Source organism: Novosphingobium mississippiense, assembly GCF_044029535.1.
Taxonomy (GTDB): domain Bacteria; phylum Pseudomonadota; class Alphaproteobacteria; order Sphingomonadales; family Sphingomonadaceae; genus Novosphingobium.
In genome coordinates this window covers 3,255,227-3,272,668 of the sequence record NZ_CP147001.1, presented here as the reverse complement: position 1 = coordinate 3,272,668, position 17,442 = coordinate 3,255,227, and the positions used below count along the sequence as shown (strand labels likewise).

The window sequence follows — 17,442 nt, the reverse complement described above, 5'->3', positions numbered from 1 at the left end:
CGAGATGAGCCCGCGGTGGGATCACAGCGAGTGCCATATCCCAAATCCGCCGAAATGCGCATCGCCCCGGCAGAAACCGGCGGGCCAGAATTACTATGACGCCGGAAAGGCCGGCTTCATGCGAACTTGATACGCAAACGGCGGGAGCCCGAAAGCCCCCGCCGCTGCATTATCCGTTACGGGATCGTGTAGGATCCAAGAGACGGCCCCCTATCAGGCGGCGACGTTCTTGACCTCGGCCACGATCTTCTTGGCGGCATCGCCCAGGTCGTTGGCGGGGACGATCGGCAGGCCGGAGTTGGCCAGGATGTCCTTGCCCTGCTGGACGTTGGTGCCTTCGAGACGAACGACGAGGGGAACCGAGAGGTTCACTTCCTTCGCGGCGGCGACGATGCCGTCGGCGATGACGTCGCACTTCATGATGCCGCCGAAGATGTTGACCAGGATGCCCTTCACGTTCGGATCGCGCAGAATGATCTTGAACGCCGCGGTCACCTTTTCCTTGGTGGCGCCGCCGCCAACGTCAAGGAAGTTGGCCGGGAACGAACCGTTCAGCTTGATGATGTCCATCGTCGCCATGGCCAGGCCGGCGCCGTTGACCATGCAGCCGATGTCGCCATCGAGCTTGATGTAGGCCAGGTCGTACTTCGAGGCTTCGACTTCTGCCGGATCTTCTTCGGTCTCGTCGCGCAGGGCCTGCACGTCGGGGTGACGGTAGAGCGCGTTCGAATCGAAGCTCATCTTGGTGTCGAGGACGAGCAGGTTGCCGTCTTTGGTTTCGACGAGCGGGTTGATTTCGAGCATGTCGCAATCAAGCGCGACGAAGGCTTCGTACAGCTGCTTGGCGATCTTCTGCGCCTGCTTGTTGAGTTCGCCCGAGAGCTTCAGGGCGTAGGCAACGGCGCGGCCGTGGTGCGGCTGGAAGCCCGCGGCAGTGTCGATGGTGACGGTGGTGATCTTCTCGGGGGTGTTGTGGGCAACATCCTCGATGTCCATGCCGCCTTCGGTCGACACGATCATGGCGACGCGGCTGGTGGCGCGGTCGACGACCATCGACAGGTAGTATTCCTCGGCGATGTCGACGCCGTCGGTCACGTAGAGGCGGTTCACCTGCTTGCCGGCTTCACCGGTCTGCACGGTGACGAGGGTGTTGCCGAGCATTTCCTTGGCGAAAGCTTCGACTTCCTCAACCGACTTGGCAAGGCGCACGCCGCCCTTGGCGTCGGCCGGGAGTTCCTTGAACTTGCCCTTGCCACGGCCACCGGCGTGGATCTGGGCCTTCACGACGTAGAGCGGCCCGGGGAGCTGCTTCGCGGCGGCAACCGCTTCCTCGACGGTGAGGGCGGGAATGCCGGCGGGGATGCCGACGCCGAACTTCGCAAGCAGTTCCTTCGCCTGGTATTCGTGAATGTTCATCGCTGAAATCGCTTTCTGCTGGAGTGTCCGTGGAAAGGCTCGTCCAAAAGCACGGGGGGCCCCGAACTTGATCCGGGCCGCATAAGCACATCCCTGCGCGCTTGAAAAGTCCCGTTCCCTCGCGCAAGGACGCGCACGCGGCACGTGCATTCCCGCACGATGCCCCTACCAACCATCCGCATCGAAGCCCCGGGCTTGCTCATGATCGACCGCGACAGACTTGAAGCTATCGTCCGCGAGGCAGGACGTATCGCCCTGGCCGGGTGGCCGGGGGATGGCCATGTCCTTGATCATTGGGAAAAAGTGCCGGGCAGCCCGGTCTGCACGCTGGACCTGGCGGTGGACGAATTCCTGCGCCGCGAACTTTCCGCGCTGCTGCCTTCCGCCGGCTGGCTTTCCGAGGAAACCGCCGATTCGCACCATCGCACCGCGCATGAGCTGGTCTGGCTGGTCGATCCGATCGACGGGACGCGCGATTTCATCGCCGGACGGCCGGGCTGGGCGATCTCGGTCGCGCTGGTGAACACCCGGCGGCCGCTGTTGGGCTATCTCTATGCCCCGGCACGGGCGCGCGCGGCGGGCGGCGAGTTCTGGCATGCGGAGGCAGGCAAGGGCGCCTGGCGCAACGGCACGCCGCTCAACGCCAGCCACCGCGAGGCGCTGTCCGGTGCGCGCGTTCCGGCGAAAAAGCTGGCGGAGGAAGACGCGGATCTTGTTCTGGTCGACCAGCCCAATTCGATCGCGCTGCGCATGGCGATGGTCGGCGCCGATGAGGCGGACATCGTCGCCACCCTGCGCTGGGGTTACGAGTGGGACATTGCCGCTGCCGGCTTGATCGCGCGCGAGGCAGGGGCGGAAGTGACCGACGCCTTCGGCAAGCCGCTCAATTACAACAAGCACGATCCCCGTGCGTTCGGGGTGTTGTGCACATCGCGCGCGATTCACGGCGCGGCGGTGGAGCGGTTGGCGGACAGGGCCGCGCGGTTCTCGGTCGGTTCGAAGGATTGAGCGGCGCATCGCACGCCGATGGATATCCCGGGCCGCGCCTATTCTACTTCGTCATTCCCGCGTAGGCAGGGGATCCTGCTTTTCCTGGCCAAAGTCGTAGAAAGCAGCGAGGCCCCCGCCAGAGCGAGGGCCTCGAAGTCGTTTGTAAGAAATCGTGTCTGTGCGAAGCGTCAGTGCACGAAGCGCGCGATCACGTCGCGGTACGAACGGCTGACCTTCACTTGCGCGCCCGAATCGAGCACCAGGAAGCATTCGCCGTTGGTATGCGGCTTCACCTGGCGCACCTGGTTGAGGTTGACGATGGTGGAGCGGTGCACGCGCTGGAACACGCGCGGGTCAAGCCGGCGCTCCAGATCCTTCATCGTTTCGCGCAGGATCAGCGAATTGTCGGCGGTGCGGATGCACATGTAATCGCCGGCAGCCTCGATATGCTCGATCGAATCGACGTCGATCCGGAAGATCTGGCCGCGATCCTTGATGTTGATGAGCTTTTCGTAGCGGTCCGCGTTGGGATCGGTCTCTTCCGGCATCGCGTCCACCGCGTCGGGCGCGACTTCGGCCAGCACGGTCTTGAGCTTTTCCGCCTCGTCCGCAGAGCGCTTTTCGGCGATGCGCTGGCGCACGCGGGCCAGGGTATCGTCCAGCTTCGCCTCGTCCACCGGCTTCATCAGGTAGTTCACGGCATTGGCCTCGAACGCGCGCACGGCGTGTTCCTGATAGGCGGTGACGAAGACGAACAGCGGCGGTTCGATCTCCATCACGCCCTTCACCACCGAGAAGCCGTCGAACCCGGGCATCTGGATGTCGAGGAAGACGAGATCCGGCTTCTCGGTCTTGATCTTGCGGATCGCTTCGCGCCCGTTCGAGCAGGTGTCGATGATTTCGACGTCCGGGTACTTCTCCAGGCGAATCTGAAGGCCCTGGATCGCGAGTTTCTCGTCATCGACGAGGATGGTGCGAATGGTCATGTGTCAATTGTCTCCGGCCCCGCAAACGCGCGGGGGCCAAAATTGTTTCATCGCCCGGCAAGAACGGGCTGCCGCTGTAGTTCTTCCATGTCCTCGGGGGAGGGTTGGCGCTCCGCGGGAAGCTCGATCAGCACGGCAAAGCCGCCCTCGACAGGCTCCACCGTTTCGAAGCGGTGATGCTCGCCGTAGGCCTGGCTGAGGCGGTCGCGGATGTTCGAAAGGCCGACGCCGGTGGATACCGGCTCCCCTCCATCATAGGTCATGCCCGACAACCTGTTGTCGGTAGTCGGAGTTTGCAACCCCGGTCCGGTGTCCGAGACGGTGATGCGAAGCATCGGCCCGACGAGTTGCGTGGCAACGGTGATCTCGGCCCCCGTTTCTTGCGGGGTGACGGCGTATTTGATGGAGTTTTCGACCAGCGGCTGCAGCAGCAGCGAGGGCAGCAGGCAGGTTTCGGTGGCCGGATCGATGGCGAACGTGGTGCGCAGCCGTTCCTCGAATCGCATCAGTTCGATGTCGAGGTAGAGCTTCAGCGTATCCACCTCGGTCGCCACCGTCACGCGCGCGGAAGGCTTGTTGATCAAGGTGTAGCGCAGGAACGAGGACAGGCGGCTGAGCATCGCATTGGCCGGTTCGGTCTGCTTCAGCAGCACCAGCGTGGAGATCGAGTTCAGCGTGTTGAACAGGAAATGCGGGTTCAGCTGATAGCGCAGCATGGCCAGTTGCGCCTGCGTCGCCTGGTTCTCCAGCCGGATCATCTGGTCGTTCTGTTCTTCCACCTGCAGGTAGAAGTTGATCGCGTAATAGAGCGCCGACCATGCGCCCAGCAGCGTGGCGTCGTAATAGAACACGCCGATGAACAGCTGGGTAAAGCTGGTATCGCTGTCCGCGCGGTAAAGCGAGATCACCCAGGCATCGATGAAGGCATGCAGGGCCACTGCGATCGGCAGGATCAGCGCGGTCATGCCCCAGGTGACGATCGGGCGCTTGGTGATCAGCAGCCGGTAGACCACCGAAAGCACCAGCGAGATCGAGAAGCCGGTGATCGTGGCGATCAGCACCAGCACCAGGTTCGACAGCGGCTGGTCGTTGGCGAGGGCCGACATCGTGCGCAGCAGCATCGCACCGCCCCAGCCCGCGAACTGCAGGCGCCAGAAGGCCTTGTCCTTGTCGGCGAAGAAGGGGATCGGTTGGATCGGCAGAACGCGCATGGGGCTATCTAGACGAAAATCGCCGGAAGCGGCAAATCCGGGCCCCCGGTCGCCCGGCTTCGGCGCGGAAGCATCGGATTTTCCGATCGGCGGCAAGGTCTTGGATTGCGGCACCGGCGGTCCCGTATCCGATCAGCCGCCGCTGGCTTCGGAGACCGCCTGCGAAAGCTGGTCGAAGCCCACGGCGCCCGAAATCAGGCGATCGCCGGCGATCCAGCTGGGCGTTCCACTGAAGCCGAGCCTGCCCGCCACATCGAGATTGCGCGACAGTTCCTGCGCCACCACCTGGCTGGCGGCCACCTTGCGGGCGCGATCCATGTCCAGCCCGGCCTGCTTGCCGGCCGCCTCGATCGCTTCGGGATCGACCTGCCCGGCGGCGAACATGGCATCGTGGAACTGCGCGTACTTGCCCTGTTCGGCAGCGGCCAGCGCCATGCGCGCGGCGTCCGGGCTGTGCGGGCTGATGATCGGCAGTTCGCGCACGACGATGCGCAAGTTCGGGTTCTTGGCCAGCAGTTGCGCCACGTCGGGCAGGCTGCGGCGGCAGTAGCCGCAGGCATAGTCGGTGAATTCGACCAAGGTGACCGATCCGTTGGGATTGCCCAGCACGGCGCCGGGGAAGGGCGTTTCCACGCTCTGCTTCACGCCGGCCAGTTGCGCCTTGGACTGCTTGCGCTGCAGGGCGTCCATCGCCTCGGTCAGCACTTCGGGATTGGTGACGAGATAGTCGTGAATCACGCGGCCGGCGATCACTGGCCCACCGAACCAGGCGCCCGCCCCCACCAGTGCGATGCCTGCCACGGTTGCCGCGATCTTCGTTCCAATTCCCATCGTTGTCGTCATTCCCGTAAGTCTTGTCAGATGCCGGCTCTAGCGGCGCTTCTTGTTCCGTTCCAGTGTGGCGCGCGCTTCCATCTCGATGTCCTGCGCGCGCAGCCAGTCGGGCGTGCCCTGTTTCAACCCGGCCTCGGCCGCCTGCGCATTCATCAGCGCGGCGTCCATCTGGCCGGACAGCGACTGCTGCTCGGCACTGGCAAGCCGTGCGCGGGGCATGTCGCCGTTGGCGGCGTAGATCGTGCCCAACTGATACCAGGTGAACGGATTCTCCCGGTCGCGCGCGGCGGCGTTCTTCAGCACCGTCTCGGCTTCCTTGAAGTGCTGCGGGTCTTCGGTCGCGATCAGCGCGTGGCCGAACAGCGTGGCGATCAGCGGCTGGTATCCGGTAAGCTCGGTGGCCTTGCGCAAGGGGACGAGCGCTTCGTTGGGCTGGCCCGATTCGAGCAGGATCTGTCCCTTCAGTTCCAGGAAATAGGGATCGTCGGGATCGGTCATCAACAGCGCGTCGGCCTCTGCCGTGGCGCGGTCCATTTCCGACTGGCGATGCCAGGCATAGGCACGGGCATAGTGCGCGGGCACCGAATTGTCCGTCTGCGGATAGACGCGGAACACGTCGCGCGGCTCGGCCAGATAGCCGAACAGCTTGGCCTTCATCCGCACGTAGCGGGCCTGGATCTTGGGATCGTCGGGCTTCAGCCAGGCCGGATCCTTTTCATAGGTATCCTGCAAGGTCTGGATGCGATCGCCGGTCAGCGGGTGGGTGGAATAGAACTGGTCGCCGTCCTGCGGGCGATAGCCGTAGCGGAATTCCAGGTTCTGCAGCTTCTGGAAGAATTCCAGCGAACCGCGGCCGCTGATCCCGGCGGCCGACAGATACTGCGCGCCGGCAGCGTCGGCAGAGGCTTCCTGCGTGCGGGTATAGGCCAGGAACTTGCCCATGGCGGCCTGCTGGCCGGCCATGATCACGCCCATCGCCGCCTCGCCGCCGCCCGCTGCGGCGGCGGCCGCGCCAAGCAGCAGCGAAAGAATCGAAATGTTGGTGGCGCTCTGCGCGCCCTGGTTCAGCACGGCGTGGCCGCCGGTGACGTGGCCCAGTTCGTGCGCGATCACGCCCTGCACCTGCGCGGCGGTATCGGCTTCATTGATCAGGCCCGAATTGACGTAGACCGCCTGCCCACCGGCGACGAAGGCATTGACCGAAGAATCGTTCACCAGAACGATATCGACATGCGAAGGGTCGAGTCCGGCGGCGACGATCAGCGGGCGCGCCATGTCCTTCAGCAGGGCCTCGGTCTCCGCATCGCGCAGGATCGATTGGGCGGCAGCGGGGGTGGCAGACCAGCCGAAGAGGGCGAGGATGCTCAGGACCAGGGCGGCGAAACGCGCGAAGGACATGACGGCTGTTGGAACCTCTCGCGCTGAACCGGGCCTGAAGCGCGGATATTCAGGATCGTTTGCCCCAGCCTAGCGGCGCTTGCGGCACTGGCAAGCCGGGAAAAAGAATGGCGCTCAAGCCTTTCGCGCGGTTGCCAGCCAGGCGGTCGCCAGCCACACGCGAACGGCGCCGGCAAGTCCGGGCGGTACGTCCGCCTCCAGCCGTTCCGCATCGATTCGGGCGACCAGGGCGTTGACCGGCACGCCGGCTTCGCTGGCGGCGGCGCGCAGCATGTCCCAGAACACCGGCTCAAGGCTGATCGATGTCTTGTGGCCGGCGATTTCGACCGAGCGCTTGACCGGCGGATGATAGGGCGACGTCATGCCGCCAGCGTAGAGCGTTTTGCAATCAGGCGGAATCACCTGATGACCCGGAAAACGCGGCAAAGCAAAATGCTGGCCAAAATGCTGGCCAAAATCCCGGGCAGCGGGGCGAAGTGCGAAGCCGCGATCGGATGCGGTTGCTCCATACAAGAAAAGGCGGCCCTGAAGCCGCCTCTTCCCTCCTCTCCAAACCATCAAGGCCGGACCGTCTTTTCGCGGTTCCTGACCGGTTTGAAACTCTATCAGCCGCCGATGGCGTCCTTGTCGGCAGCAGCCATGCGATCGCCCTGCATGTAGGGGATCGGGTTCACGGCCTCGCCATCGACGCGGACTTCGTAGTGGAGGTGCGGGCCGGTCGAATTGCCGGTAGTGCCGACGTAACCGATCACGTCGCCCTTGTGGACCATCTGGCCCTCGGCAACGTTCAGGCGCGACATGTGGCCGTAACGGGTTTCGAGATCGCCGCCATGTTCGAGTTCGACGAACAGGCCGTAACCGCCAAACCACGAAGCCTTGCCGACGACGCCGTCAGCAGTGGCATAGATCGGGGTGCCGACGGGGGCGGCCAGGTCGATGCCCTTGTGGGCGCGGCGGCCGCCGAAGATCGGGTGTTCGCGCATACCGAAGCTGCTGGTCAGCTTCAGGCCTTCCAGCGGGGTGCGCGAAGGGATGTTGACGCCGGAAAGACGGGCGGTGCCGGGGATGGCGGGCTTCGCCTTGGCCGCGGCAAGGCCGGTTTCCTCGAAATTCTGCCAGGAGCTGAACAGGGTGCGGAACTGTTCGTCCTCGCCACCGCTGGCCGACTGGTTGGCGGCCTGGGCGCTGCGCAGCGGGGCCGAGATGTCGGCGGCGGCTGCGGCGCTGTTGGCCATGGCGGGGTGGGCTGCCAGCGAAAGACCCGCGACTGCGACCGTAGCCGACACCGTGCGGAACTTGGCAATGAGTTTCGTTACGACCACTCGCAATACCTTGTTATCCGCCGGAATCCCGAGAGATTCGACGCTTGTCATTAGCGACCGGCGCGCCAGGCGGCACACCGTTAACCCTAGTTATGTGAGATGGTCGGAACCCCCCGCCGTCTCGCGAGGTGGAGTTATGCCGATCAGTTCCTAACAGACAACCCCAAGGTAGAAATCCCGCGATAAACCGGCAGCGAGGCGCGCCGAGTCGTTGAACGGTGGCTTAACGGCCCCGCGAAAATGGCGGGAAACCAGGGTTTTCCAAAGCTCAGACGGTTCACCGTTCATCGCTTCGGCGCATGCGGCGAAATGCGTTGAGCCGAAACGGACGTGACGGATTTCATCGTCAAGGATTCGTTCGAGGATGCGCGCACCGGCCTCGTCACCCGTGCTTCGCACCCGCTCCAGCATCGCCGGCGTCACGTCCAGCCCGCGCGCTTCCAGCACCATCGGCACCACCGCAAGGCGCGCAGCCACATCGTGCCGGGTTTCATGCGCGGCATCCCACAAACCACTGTGGGCCGGAAGCGCGCCGTAATGGCAACCCAGCTTGCGCATATGCCGGTTGATCAGCGCGAAGTGCATCGCCTCATCCGCCGCGACCCACAGGAAATCGCTGACGAACTGCCGGTTCATCTCCGCCCCGAATCGCCCCGCCATGTCCAGCGCCAGGTCGATGGCCACGAATTCGATGTGGGCGATGGCATGCCACAGCGCCTGCCGCCCACGCTCGGACCCGCCCTTGCCGCGCTTGGGCATGCGGTTGGGCGGCAGCAGTTCGGGCGCGGCAGGGCGGCCCGGCTCGTCGGGCATTGCGACATCGAAGGCATAGGCAAGCCGGCCCAGCCGCCAGTCGCGCGCCACCTTGCGGGTGGCCATCGCCTTGGCGCGCGGATCGGATTCGAGCAGCACCTCGCGAATGGCGGCGGCAACACTGGGTATCGGGGCTTGCATGGTCAGAGTGCTTTTGCAGCCTCCAGCACCTGCGCGGCGTGATCCTTGACCTTCACCTTGTCCCACACGCGGGCAATCTTGCCGTCGGGGCCGATCAGGTAGGTGGTGCGGACCATGCCCATGTAAGTGCGGCCGTAGTTCTGCTTTTCGGTCCAGATGCCCAGCGCGTCCGAAAGGCCGTTCTCTTCCGCATCGCTGGCGAGCGGGGCCTTGAGGTCGTGCTTGGCGATGAAGTTCTGGTGCTTCTTCGCCGAATCCTTGCTGACGCCCAGCAGGGCGACGCCGGCCGCGTCGAATTCACTCTTCAGGCCCGAGAAGTCGATATTCTCGGTCGTGCAGCCGGGGGTGTTGTCCTTGGGATAGAAGAACACGACCAGCTTCCGGCCCGCAAAGTCCGAAGCCTTCACGCTGCCGCCCTCGGGCGTTTCCATCGCGATATCGGGGAACTGGTCGCCAGCGGCAGGGCGGGTGGTCATCGGTTCGTCTCCAGTGTTTCGCCGAAAGTCTCACTCCAGCTCGCGGCGACATGCGCGCGGGCCCGGGCGAGGGCGGATTCAAGGTCTTGCCACGCGCCATAGCCGCAGGCGCGTTCCAGCGCCATGCAGGAGGGTTTGCCGGGAACCTGTGTATCCGGCGCGAACAGACGGCCCGCCACCAGCAGGCGCGTCATGACGTCATGCGCCTCCACCAGCGTGGCCGGCAGCAGTCCGTCCGCCACCAGCAGTTGCAGCGCCGCACCCAGATCGGGATCGAGGCCGAGGCCGGAGCGCAGCTGGGTGAAGTGGACCAGGAATTCCAGGTCCACCAGCCCGCCGCGCATCAGCTTGACGTCCAGCGGGCCCTTGGCGGGTTTGTGCCCGGCCATCTTGGCACGCATTTCCAGCACGTCCGCGCGCAGCTTGTCGGTATCGCGCGGGGCGGCGAGCACGCTGCGGATCACTTCGCACAGTTCCTCGCGCGCCTTGGCCGATCCGTAGAGCGCGCGCGCGCGGCACAGCGCCATGTGCTCCCAGGTCCAGGCCTGCTCCTGCTGATAGCGCGCGAAACTGTCCAGGCTGGCGGCGGGTGGGCCCTGTTCGCCTGAGGGACGCAGGCGGGTATCGACTTCGTAGAGTGCGCCTTCGGCGGTCGGCACCGAGAGCGCGGCGGTCACCCGCTGCGAGACTCGGTTGTAATAGAGCGTCGCCCCCAGCGGCCGCCGCCCATCCGATTCGCCCGCGAAATCGCCGGTGAACAGGTGGATCAGGTCGAGGTCGGAGGCATGGGTGAGCACGCCGCCGCCCATCCGGCCAAGGCCGAGCACCACCAGTTCGCTGCCCGGCACCACGCCGTGAACCGCGCGGAATTCCTCCAGCGCGGCGTCGGTCAGCACCACCAGCGCAGCTTCGGCGATGCGGGCGAGGGCGTGGCCGATGTCGAGCGGATCGTTGGCGCCTTCGATCAGTTGCACGCCCAGCGCAAAGCGGCGATCGCCCACCTTGCGGCGGACGGTGCCCAGCTTCTGCTCGTAGTCGGCATCCGGTTCGAATTGGGTGAATTCGGCGACGAGTTCGTCCACCGATCCGGGCAGGTCGAAGGCGCTGGCATCGATCAGCGGATCCAGCAGATCGGCCCGCCGGGCCAAGGCATCGGCCAGAGTGGGCGCGAGGCTGAGGATGCGCGCCAGCCGTTCCAGCAGCGCGGGGCGCGCCTCCAACAGGCGGAACAGATTGATGGCGGAAGGCAGGTTGTTCAGCAGTTTCTCGAAGCGGGCGAAGGCGCGTTCCGGTTCCGGGGCAGCGGCCAGCGCGGCGAACAGATCGGCGCGCACCCCGGCGAAAGCGGCGCGCGCCGCATCCGAACGCAGCGCCCGCATCCCGCCGGAAAGCCAGCCTTCGACGCGGTGCGCCATGGCTTCGGCCTCGGCAATGCCAAGGCCGGCCAGTTCGTCGCGCAAATCGTCCTGCGCGGGCATGGCGACCTGGGTGGTGGGGCCGAGCGGCGTGTTGGCCATCACCAGCGCGTCGTAGCGTTCGCCCACGGCATCGGTGATCGCGCGCAACTCTTCCAGCAGGGTTTCGCCATCGGGCAGCCCGTCCAGCTGAGCCACGGCTTCCAACGCTTCGGGGCGCATCGGCAGGGCATGGGTCTGCTGGTCCTGCATCATCTGCAGGCGGTGTTCGATCGTGCGCAGGCGATCGTAGCTTTCACCCAGCAGGCGTGCGTCCTCGGCCGGGACCAGCCCGGCATCGGCCAGGGCGTCCAGCGTGGCGCGGGTGCCGCGCAGGCGCAGCGCCGGGTTGCGGCCGCCGTGGATCAGCTGGTGGGTCTGGGCATAGAACTCCACCTCGCGAATGCCACCGCGCCCTTTCTTCAGGTCGAAACCGGGCCCGACGGTGGCGCTGCCGCGCGTATTGGCGCGGATCTGGGCGGTGAGGCGGCCGATCTCGGCAATGGCGCCGAAGTCCAGGCTCTTGCGCCAGACGAAGGAGCGGATCGCGGCCAGGAAGCTTTCGCCCGCCGCCACGTCGCCCGAACAGGCGCGGGCGCGGATGAAGGCGGCGCGTTCCCACGCCAGGGCGGACGATTCATAGTGAGTCAGCGCGCCGTTGATGGAGATCGCCAGCGGGCTGACTTCGGAAGCCGGGCGCAGGCGCAAGTCGATGCGGAAGACGTAGCCGTGGTCGGTAACCTTGCCCAGCGTTTCCACCACCGCGCGGGCCACGCGCTGCGCGGCCTCGCCGGGTTCGTCCCGCTCACGCCGGGGGAGCAGTTCGGGGTCGAACAGCAGGATCGGATCGATGTCCGAACTGTAGTTGAGTTCGCAGGCGCCATGCTTGCCGAGCGCGAGGGCCAGGAAGCCGGCCGGCTCGGCATCGGGCACGCGGCGGCGGATGCCCTCGGCGATGGCGGCGTCCAGCGCGCGGTCGGCCAGGGAGGACAGTTCGCCGGTGACGCGCAGCAGCGGGAAGGCGCCGGCCAGATCGCCGATGGCGAGCGCCAGTGCCATGGCCTGCTTCTCGCGCCGGAGGGCGATGCCGACATCCTCGATTCCTACGCCGGCATTGCGGGCGAACGTCAGCGCGTCCTCACCCCTGCCTTGGGCGAGCAGGTCGGCAAGGTCGGCATGCCGGTCCAGCAGCGAGGCGAGATGGGGAGCATGGGCGCGCGCGCGTTCGATCGCGCCGGTCCAGTCGGCTGGCTTTTGGGCATCCATGCGGGCGTTCCTGCCCAAGCGGGGGCGGGAGGGCAAGGGTGCGGCGGAATGATTGTTGCGGGTGGGGAGGCTTTATCAAAACATTCCGTCGTCCCTGAACAGGCGGGGGAGAAGGGCAGGCATGTGAACTTGTTCGTGGAGCTTCCGCTTCATCAAAACCCTTCGTCGCCCCCGCGCAGGCGGGGGCCCCGCTTCCTTGCGCCACGGCGTGGGCGTTGGAAGAAAAGCGGGATCCCCGCCTTCGCGGGGATGACGAGGTGGCCTTAGGGGAAGGGAGTGCTCACCCGCCCGCCCCGTTCGCACCGCGCCGCCTTGTGCGTTCCGGCCCGCTCTGGCACGAGGCGGGTCATCCGAAAGTACAACGGGCCCGCAGCAATCAGGGCCTGACAGCCAGGATCGCCCATAAGATGAAACGCATTGCTTCCCTGCTTGCCACCGCCGCGCCCGTGCTGGCCCTGTGCGTCGGCACCGCAACCATTGCCGCGCCCAAGCTGCCCAAGGGCACCGCGCTGCCGCCGCCGCCGATGACCGCGCAGCCGGCGCCGCAGCTTTCGATCGACAACATGAAGACGCTGGTGAAGACGCTGTCTTCCGACGATTTCGAAGGCCGCGCGCCCAGCACCAGTGCCGAGCCCAAGGTGCTCGACACCATCATCGCCGCGTTCAAGAAGGCCGGACTCCAGCCGGGCAACAAGGGCCAGTGGCTGCAGGACGTGCCGACGGTGGAGATCACCGGCAGCAATCATTCCGCGCTGACGGTGACGGGCAGCAAGACCCCGCTCTCGTTCAAGTTTGGGGACGACTATGTGGCCGCCAGCTACCGCGTCACGCCCAAGACTCAGGTGAAAGACAGCGAACTGGTCTTCGTCGGTTACGGCATCAACGCGCCGGAACTGGGCTGGAACGACTATGCCGGGATCGACATGCACGGGAAGACGGCGGTCATCCTGGTCAACGACGCCGATTATGACGCCGCCACCGAAGAAGGCCCATTCAAGGGCCGCCGCATGACCTATTACGGCCGTTGGACCTACAAGTTCGAGGAAGCCGCGCGCCAGGGCGCGACCGCCGCGCTGATCGTGCATGACACCTTCCCCGCCGCCTATGGCTGGAACGTCGTCAATTCCAGCTGGACGGGCGCGCAGTACCGCGTGGCGACGCCGAACGACGACATGGACCAGACCGCCGCCAACGGCTGGATCCAGAAGTCGGTCGCCGAAGCGATCCTGAAGGCTTCGGGCAAGGACCTTGCCGCGCTGTCCGCCGCGGCCAAGAACAAGGGTTTCAAGCCGGTGCCGCTGGGCCTGAAGGTCAACTTGGGCTTCGACAACGCGATCCGTCGCTCCACCTCGCACAATGTCGTCGGCGTGCTGCCGGGCAAGGTGCGCCCGGATGAATACGTGCTCTATTCGGCGCACTGGGATCACCTGGGCCACTGCACGCCGGATAAGACCGGCGACGGCATCTGCAATGGCGCGGTGGACAACGCCACCGGCGTCGCCGCGCTGGCCGCCATTGCCGAAGCCAACAGCAAGGCCGGCCCCGCCGCGCGCAGCCAGGTCTTCGTGGCGGTGACTCTGGAGGAATCGGGCCTGCTCGGCTCCGAATTCTACGCCGCTAACCCGATCTACCCGCTCGATCACACGGTCGGCGGCGTCAACATGGATGCGCTGCTGCCGGGCAGCCGCACCCGCTCCTACGCGATGACCGGCGGCGACAAGTCCGACCTCACCTCGATCTTCCGCGACGAGCTGGCGGACGAGGGGCTGACCGAAGTGCCGGAGGAGCATACCGAGCGCGGCTATTACTACCGTTCCGACCACTTCTCGATGGCCAAGCGCGGCGTGCCGATGTTCGATCTGGCCGCCAGCACCGACTGGGTAGAGGGCGGCAAAGCAGCGGGCGACGCGGCCAGCGAGGACTATAACTCCAACCGCTATCACGGCCCCAAGGACGAGTACTCGGAAAGCTGGAACTGGGACGGCATTGCCCAGACCGCGGGGCTCTACTATCGGCTCGGCCGCACGCTTGCCGATTCGGACTTCTGGCCGAACTGGCATGAAACCGACGAATTCCGCGCGATCCGCGACAAGGCTTGCGCGGCGGCGCAAGGAGGCTGCCACAAGTGACTTTCGCCCTTCCCCCCGAATGGCATCCGCAGGACTGGATCTGGATCGGCTTCCCGCATGACCCGGTGGAATGGCCGGGCTTTCTGGAGGCCGCGCAGGTGCAGATGGCCGAGTTCGCCTCGGCCGTGGCCGAATCGGGGCAGGAAGTGCGCCTGATCGTGCGGGACGAGGCCAACCGTGCGCGTGCGGCCTCGCTCGTCTCCTCCAAGGTAAAGCTGGAAGTGCGCCGCTATGGCGACGTCTGGCTGCGCGACACCGGGCCGCTGGTCTGCGCCGATGGCGGGTCTGGCGCGCTGAAGGCGATGCGCTTCGGCTTCAACGGCTGGGGCGGCAAGTACCTGATGGACGGTGATCAGGAGATCGGCGCGGAACTGGCGCGCGATGCCGGGCTGGATGTCGAGACTTCGGACTGGATTCTGGAAGGCGGCGCGCTGGATGGCGATGGCACCGGGCTGGTCGCCACCACCGAACAGTGCCTGCTCAATCCCAATCGCAACCCGCACCTGACGCGCGGCGATCTGGAAATGCGCCTGAAGCGCGATCTGGGTTACGACCGCGTGCTGTGGCTGGGCGATGGCCTGATCAACGACCACACCGATGGTCACGTGGACAACCTTGCCCGCTTCGTGGCGCCGAACGTGCTGGCCCTGCCGCGCGCGACCGGACCGAACGATCCCAATGCCGCGATCTACGCCGATGCCAAGGCCCGGGCCGAGGCGATGGGCGTGACCGTGCGCGAAGTGCCCTCGCCGGGGCGCGTGGAATCCGACGGCCGGATCGAGCCGGCCAGCTACATGAACTTCGCGATCACTTCGAAGCTGGTGGTGGTGCCGATCTACGGCACGCAGCACGACGCGGACGGCATTGCCGCCATCGCCGAACTGTTCCCCGATCGGGATACCGTCGGCGTCATGGCCGATGCCGTGCTGGCGGGTGGCGGTTCGTTCCACTGCTCCAGCCAGCAGATGCCCGCGCGTTGAGCATGTGATCCGAAACTGTGTTTCGGATCGTTCGGCATCGGCCCACTCGTCCACCCGACCTCCCGCGGAATCCTGTCGTAGGAGGTCGGGGCGGGTGGAGGAGTGGATCGGCCCCGAACCGCTTTAACCGATTGGCAACCGGGTGGGCGCATGATCGCCGTCATGGCCCGCATCATCGCACTCACGCCCGTTGCCCGCACCGCCGTTCAGGTAGAGATCCTGCGCGTCACCATCGTGTGCGGTTGCGCAGTGGCGCTGATCCTCGCCAAGGCTCCGCTGCCCTTCTGAGGGGACGGAAGTGTGCCGCAGGCACACAAGTCCATCGATTTTCCATTCCGTTTCAAAACGTTTTGGCGCACGCGTTTGCGTCTTATCGTTTCTGTTGCACTGCACATCGTGTCTGCTGCGATGCAGCAAAACTATGTCACGATGGATCGATGCAAACGAAATCATCGTCTCCCAGGTTAGGCGCTCATGCGATTTTGATCTGGAGATACGCCATGCAACCCATGAACGATGCCGAGCGGGCCCGTCTTCGCCAATCGCTCGTCGGGAATTTTCTGTTATTGCTGTTCGGCCTGGGCGTGCTGGGCTTCCTCGTTGCCGTCGACAGGGCCGAATGGTTCACCCTGCGGCCGGTTTCGGGAACCTCGGTCGCGCTGTCCAAAGCCGCCACCGTCCGGACCGATGGTAAGGCGGCCATCGTGGAGGAAACCGCCAAGCGATGATCGTTGCCCCTTCGCTGCATCCCGTCCAGATCCTGCGAGAGATCTGGAAGCCGATTACCGTGCTGTTCGTGTGGGACGTCATCGTCACGGTGACGTACTTCATGCTGCCGTTCCACGCGCCCAACCTGCCGGTGACGCTGTTCGGTTCGGCATTGGCGCTGTTCCTCGGCTTTCGCAGCAACTCTGCCTACCAGCGCTGGTGGGAAGGGCGCGGGCTGTGGGGGTTGATGATCAATGCCAGCCGCAACATCGCCCGTGCCGCGCGCAACTTCATGCCCGATCCGGAAGCGACCGAGCTGAAGCGCCGCGTGGTGCTGCGCCAGATCGCCTACGTCAACGCGCTGCGCTGCCAGCTGCGCCGCATCAAGCCCGACGCGGAAGTGCGCCGCATGCTTTCGCGCGGAGATGCGGATGAATCGCTGGAACGGGTGAACATCGCCAACGGCATCCTCGACGACACCGGCCGCCGCATCGACGAAGCGCGACGCAAGGGCTGGATCGACACCATCCAGCAGACGCAGATGGAAGCCGTGCTGGTGGACATCGCCAATGCGCAGGGCGGCATGGAGCGGCTGAAGAACACGCCGCTGCCCTATCAGTACCGCTTCTTCCCCACCGTGTTCACGCACATGTTCTGCATCCTGCTGCCGATCGGGCTGGTGGAGACGCTGGGCGTGGCCACGCCGCTGGGGTCGACGCTGGCGGGGATCATGTTCCTGGCGGTGCTGGCCATCGGCGACGATCTGGTCGATCCCTTCGCCAACACCGTCCACGACCTGCCGCTGAACGCCATGTGCCGCACCATCGAGATCGATCTGCTCCAGTCGATCGGTGAGGAAGCACCGCCGCCGATCGTGCCGGACAGCCACGGTATTCTGTGGTGATTCATTGACTGCCGGCCACGGCCGTTCCAGGAGCAGTCCATGGCCAAAATAGACCGTCTTGAGCGCATGGACACGCGCCGCACCGAACTCGAAAGCGAATACCGCGCCGCGTTGATCGAGGCGCTGCGGGTGACGGCGGCGGGGCAGTGGGGCCTGTTCGGCCACAACAAGGACAAGCAGGCCCGCGCCAAGGCCGCGCCCATGGTCGATGGCCTTACCGAACTCGCCGATGCGATCGACGACTTGCGCGATCAGCTCGATATGGAGCCGTTCGAACTCCACGCCGAATTCCTTGCCGCGCGCGGCCCGGTGCAGTCGCATGCGGTGGGCGAACCCAAGCAGGCGCAGGCGTGGCTGGATCGTCTGGCGCTGGATCGGCCGACACAGGAAGGCTAGGCCTCAGGGGCGGCATTA

Annotated in this window: 17 protein-coding genes; 7 read left to right on the top strand and 10 right to left on the bottom strand. The window is 65.6% G+C overall.

The window, feature by feature from the left end; translation table 11 throughout:
• Positions 1-213 precede the first annotated feature (213 nt).
• Positions 214-1,416 carry an ADP-forming succinate--CoA ligase subunit beta gene (gene sucC, locus WBP06_RS15425; protein ID WP_395329544.1) on the bottom strand — a complete coding sequence of 401 codons (1,203 nt, stop codon included), beginning with the start codon at positions 1,414-1,416 and terminating at the stop codon, positions 214-216.
• Positions 1,417-1,617: 201 nt separating this feature from the next.
• On the opposite strand from sucC, the gene WBP06_RS15420 reads away from it, so the two are divergent.
• The gene (locus WBP06_RS15420; protein ID WP_395329542.1) at positions 1,618-2,424 is read left to right on the top strand and encodes a 3'(2'),5'-bisphosphate nucleotidase CysQ; all 807 of its coding nucleotides are present in this window, start codon (positions 1,618-1,620) and stop codon (positions 2,422-2,424) included.
• Between the two features lie 170 nt (positions 2,425-2,594).
• Here the strand turns inward: WBP06_RS15420 and WBP06_RS15415 are convergent, their stop codons facing one another.
• The 9 genes from WBP06_RS15415 to glnE all read right to left on the bottom strand — a co-directional run bounded on the left by WBP06_RS15415 (position 2,595) and on the right by glnE (position 12,307).
• Positions 2,595-3,392 carry a LytR/AlgR family response regulator transcription factor gene (locus tag WBP06_RS15415; RefSeq protein ID WP_395329540.1) on the bottom strand — a complete coding sequence of 266 codons (798 nt, stop codon included), beginning with the start codon at positions 3,390-3,392 and terminating at the stop codon, positions 2,595-2,597.
• Positions 3,393-3,439: 47 nt separating this feature from the next.
• A complete protein-coding gene (locus tag WBP06_RS15410; protein ID WP_395329538.1) occupies positions 3,440-4,603 on the bottom strand; it encodes a sensor histidine kinase in 1,164 nt (387 codons plus the stop codon).
• 132 nt (positions 4,604-4,735) lie between these two features.
• Entirely contained in the window at positions 4,736-5,434 is a 699-nt protein-coding gene (locus WBP06_RS15405) for a DsbA family protein (protein WP_395329536.1), read from the bottom strand.
• Between the two features lie 39 nt (positions 5,435-5,473).
• Complete coding sequence (locus WBP06_RS15400; protein ID WP_395329534.1) at positions 5,474-6,835, bottom strand: M48 family metalloprotease; 1,362 nt, start codon at positions 6,833-6,835, stop codon at positions 5,474-5,476.
• Between the two features lie 114 nt (positions 6,836-6,949).
• Positions 6,950-7,198 carry a ribbon-helix-helix domain-containing protein gene (locus tag WBP06_RS15395; RefSeq protein ID WP_395329532.1) on the bottom strand — a complete coding sequence of 83 codons (249 nt, stop codon included), beginning with the start codon at positions 7,196-7,198 and terminating at the stop codon, positions 6,950-6,952.
• A gap of 242 nt (positions 7,199-7,440) precedes the next feature.
• A complete protein-coding gene (locus tag WBP06_RS15390; RefSeq protein WP_395329530.1) occupies positions 7,441-8,157 on the bottom strand; it encodes a M23 family metallopeptidase in 717 nt (238 codons plus the stop codon).
• A 150-nt stretch (positions 8,158-8,307) separates the two neighbouring features.
• Positions 8,308-9,111, bottom strand: coding sequence for a ferritin-like domain-containing protein (locus WBP06_RS15385; protein ID WP_395329528.1), 804 nt, complete (start codon positions 9,109-9,111; stop codon positions 8,308-8,310).
• A gap of 2 nt (positions 9,112-9,113) precedes the next feature.
• Positions 9,114-9,587, bottom strand: a complete 474-nt coding sequence (locus WBP06_RS15380; RefSeq protein WP_395329526.1) for a peroxiredoxin — start codon at positions 9,585-9,587, stop codon at positions 9,114-9,116.
• Positions 9,584-12,307: a bifunctional [glutamate--ammonia ligase]-adenylyl-L-tyrosine phosphorylase/[glutamate--ammonia-ligase] adenylyltransferase gene (gene glnE, locus WBP06_RS15375; protein WP_395329524.1), complete on the bottom strand. Its 2,724-nt coding sequence runs from the start codon at positions 12,305-12,307 to the stop codon at positions 9,584-9,586. Before glnE ends, WBP06_RS15380 begins: the two co-directional genes overlap by 4 nt.
• A gap of 407 nt (positions 12,308-12,714) precedes the next feature.
• Between glnE and WBP06_RS15370 the strand changes: the two genes are divergently transcribed.
• From WBP06_RS15370 to WBP06_RS15345, 6 genes are all read left to right on the top strand, one after another.
• The gene (locus tag WBP06_RS15370) at positions 12,715-14,436 is read left to right on the top strand and encodes a M28 family metallopeptidase (protein ID WP_395329522.1); all 1,722 of its coding nucleotides are present in this window, start codon (positions 12,715-12,717) and stop codon (positions 14,434-14,436) included.
• Positions 14,433-15,416 (top strand): agmatine deiminase family protein, encoded by a 984-nt coding sequence (locus WBP06_RS15365; RefSeq protein WP_395329520.1) that lies wholly within the window; start codon positions 14,433-14,435, stop codon positions 15,414-15,416. Before WBP06_RS15370 ends, WBP06_RS15365 begins: the two co-directional genes overlap by 4 nt.
• 150 nt (positions 15,417-15,566) lie before the next feature.
• The gene (locus WBP06_RS15360) at positions 15,567-15,704 is read left to right on the top strand and encodes a hypothetical protein (protein WP_395329518.1); all 138 of its coding nucleotides are present in this window, start codon (positions 15,567-15,569) and stop codon (positions 15,702-15,704) included.
• A 212-nt stretch (positions 15,705-15,916) separates the two neighbouring features.
• On the top strand, positions 15,917-16,144 hold the full coding sequence (locus WBP06_RS15355) for a hypothetical protein (protein WP_395329516.1): 228 nt from the start codon (positions 15,917-15,919) through the stop codon (positions 16,142-16,144).
• A complete protein-coding gene (locus tag WBP06_RS15350; RefSeq protein ID WP_395329514.1) occupies positions 16,141-17,028 on the top strand; it encodes a bestrophin family protein in 888 nt (295 codons plus the stop codon). Before WBP06_RS15355 ends, WBP06_RS15350 begins: the two co-directional genes overlap by 4 nt.
• A gap of 39 nt (positions 17,029-17,067) precedes the next feature.
• Positions 17,068-17,424 (top strand): hypothetical protein, encoded by a 357-nt coding sequence (locus WBP06_RS15345; protein ID WP_395329512.1) that lies wholly within the window; start codon positions 17,068-17,070, stop codon positions 17,422-17,424.
• The last annotated feature ends 18 nt before the right edge of the window (positions 17,425-17,442 follow it).

What these genes read in the sequence shown, in the direction of transcription:
- sucC (WP_395329544.1), bottom strand. Translation starts at nt 1,416, where the DNA reads ATGAACATTCACGAATACCAGGCGAAGGAACTGCTTGCGAAGTTCGGC.
- WBP06_RS15420 (WP_395329542.1), top strand. Translation starts at nt 1,618, where the DNA reads ATGATCGACCGCGACAGACTTGAAGCTATCGTCCGCGAGGCAGGACGT.
- WBP06_RS15415 (WP_395329540.1), bottom strand. Translation starts at nt 3,392, where the DNA reads ATGACCATTCGCACCATCCTCGTCGATGACGAGAAACTCGCGATCCAG.
- WBP06_RS15410 (WP_395329538.1), bottom strand. Translation starts at nt 4,603, where the DNA reads ATGCGCGTTCTGCCGATCCAACCGATCCCCTTCTTCGCCGACAAGGAC.
- WBP06_RS15405 (WP_395329536.1), bottom strand. Translation starts at nt 5,434, where the DNA reads ATGGGAATTGGAACGAAGATCGCGGCAACCGTGGCAGGCATCGCACTG.
- WBP06_RS15400 (WP_395329534.1), bottom strand. Translation starts at nt 6,835, where the DNA reads ATGTCCTTCGCGCGTTTCGCCGCCCTGGTCCTGAGCATCCTCGCCCTC.
- WBP06_RS15395 (WP_395329532.1), bottom strand. Translation starts at nt 7,198, where the DNA reads ATGACGTCGCCCTATCATCCGCCGGTCAAGCGCTCGGTCGAAATCGCC.
- WBP06_RS15385 (WP_395329528.1), bottom strand. Translation starts at nt 9,111, where the DNA reads ATGCAAGCCCCGATACCCAGTGTTGCCGCCGCCATTCGCGAGGTGCTG.
- WBP06_RS15380 (WP_395329526.1), bottom strand. Translation starts at nt 9,587, where the DNA reads ATGACCACCCGCCCTGCCGCTGGCGACCAGTTCCCCGATATCGCGATG.
- glnE (WP_395329524.1), bottom strand. Translation starts at nt 12,307, where the DNA reads ATGGATGCCCAAAAGCCAGCCGACTGGACCGGCGCGATCGAACGCGCG.
- WBP06_RS15370 (WP_395329522.1), top strand. Translation starts at nt 12,715, where the DNA reads ATGAAACGCATTGCTTCCCTGCTTGCCACCGCCGCGCCCGTGCTGGCC.
- WBP06_RS15360 (WP_395329518.1), top strand. Translation starts at nt 15,567, where the DNA reads ATGATCGCCGTCATGGCCCGCATCATCGCACTCACGCCCGTTGCCCGC.
- WBP06_RS15355 (WP_395329516.1), top strand. Translation starts at nt 15,917, where the DNA reads ATGCAACCCATGAACGATGCCGAGCGGGCCCGTCTTCGCCAATCGCTC.
- WBP06_RS15350 (WP_395329514.1), top strand. Translation starts at nt 16,141, where the DNA reads ATGATCGTTGCCCCTTCGCTGCATCCCGTCCAGATCCTGCGAGAGATC.
- WBP06_RS15345 (WP_395329512.1), top strand. Translation starts at nt 17,068, where the DNA reads ATGGCCAAAATAGACCGTCTTGAGCGCATGGACACGCGCCGCACCGAA.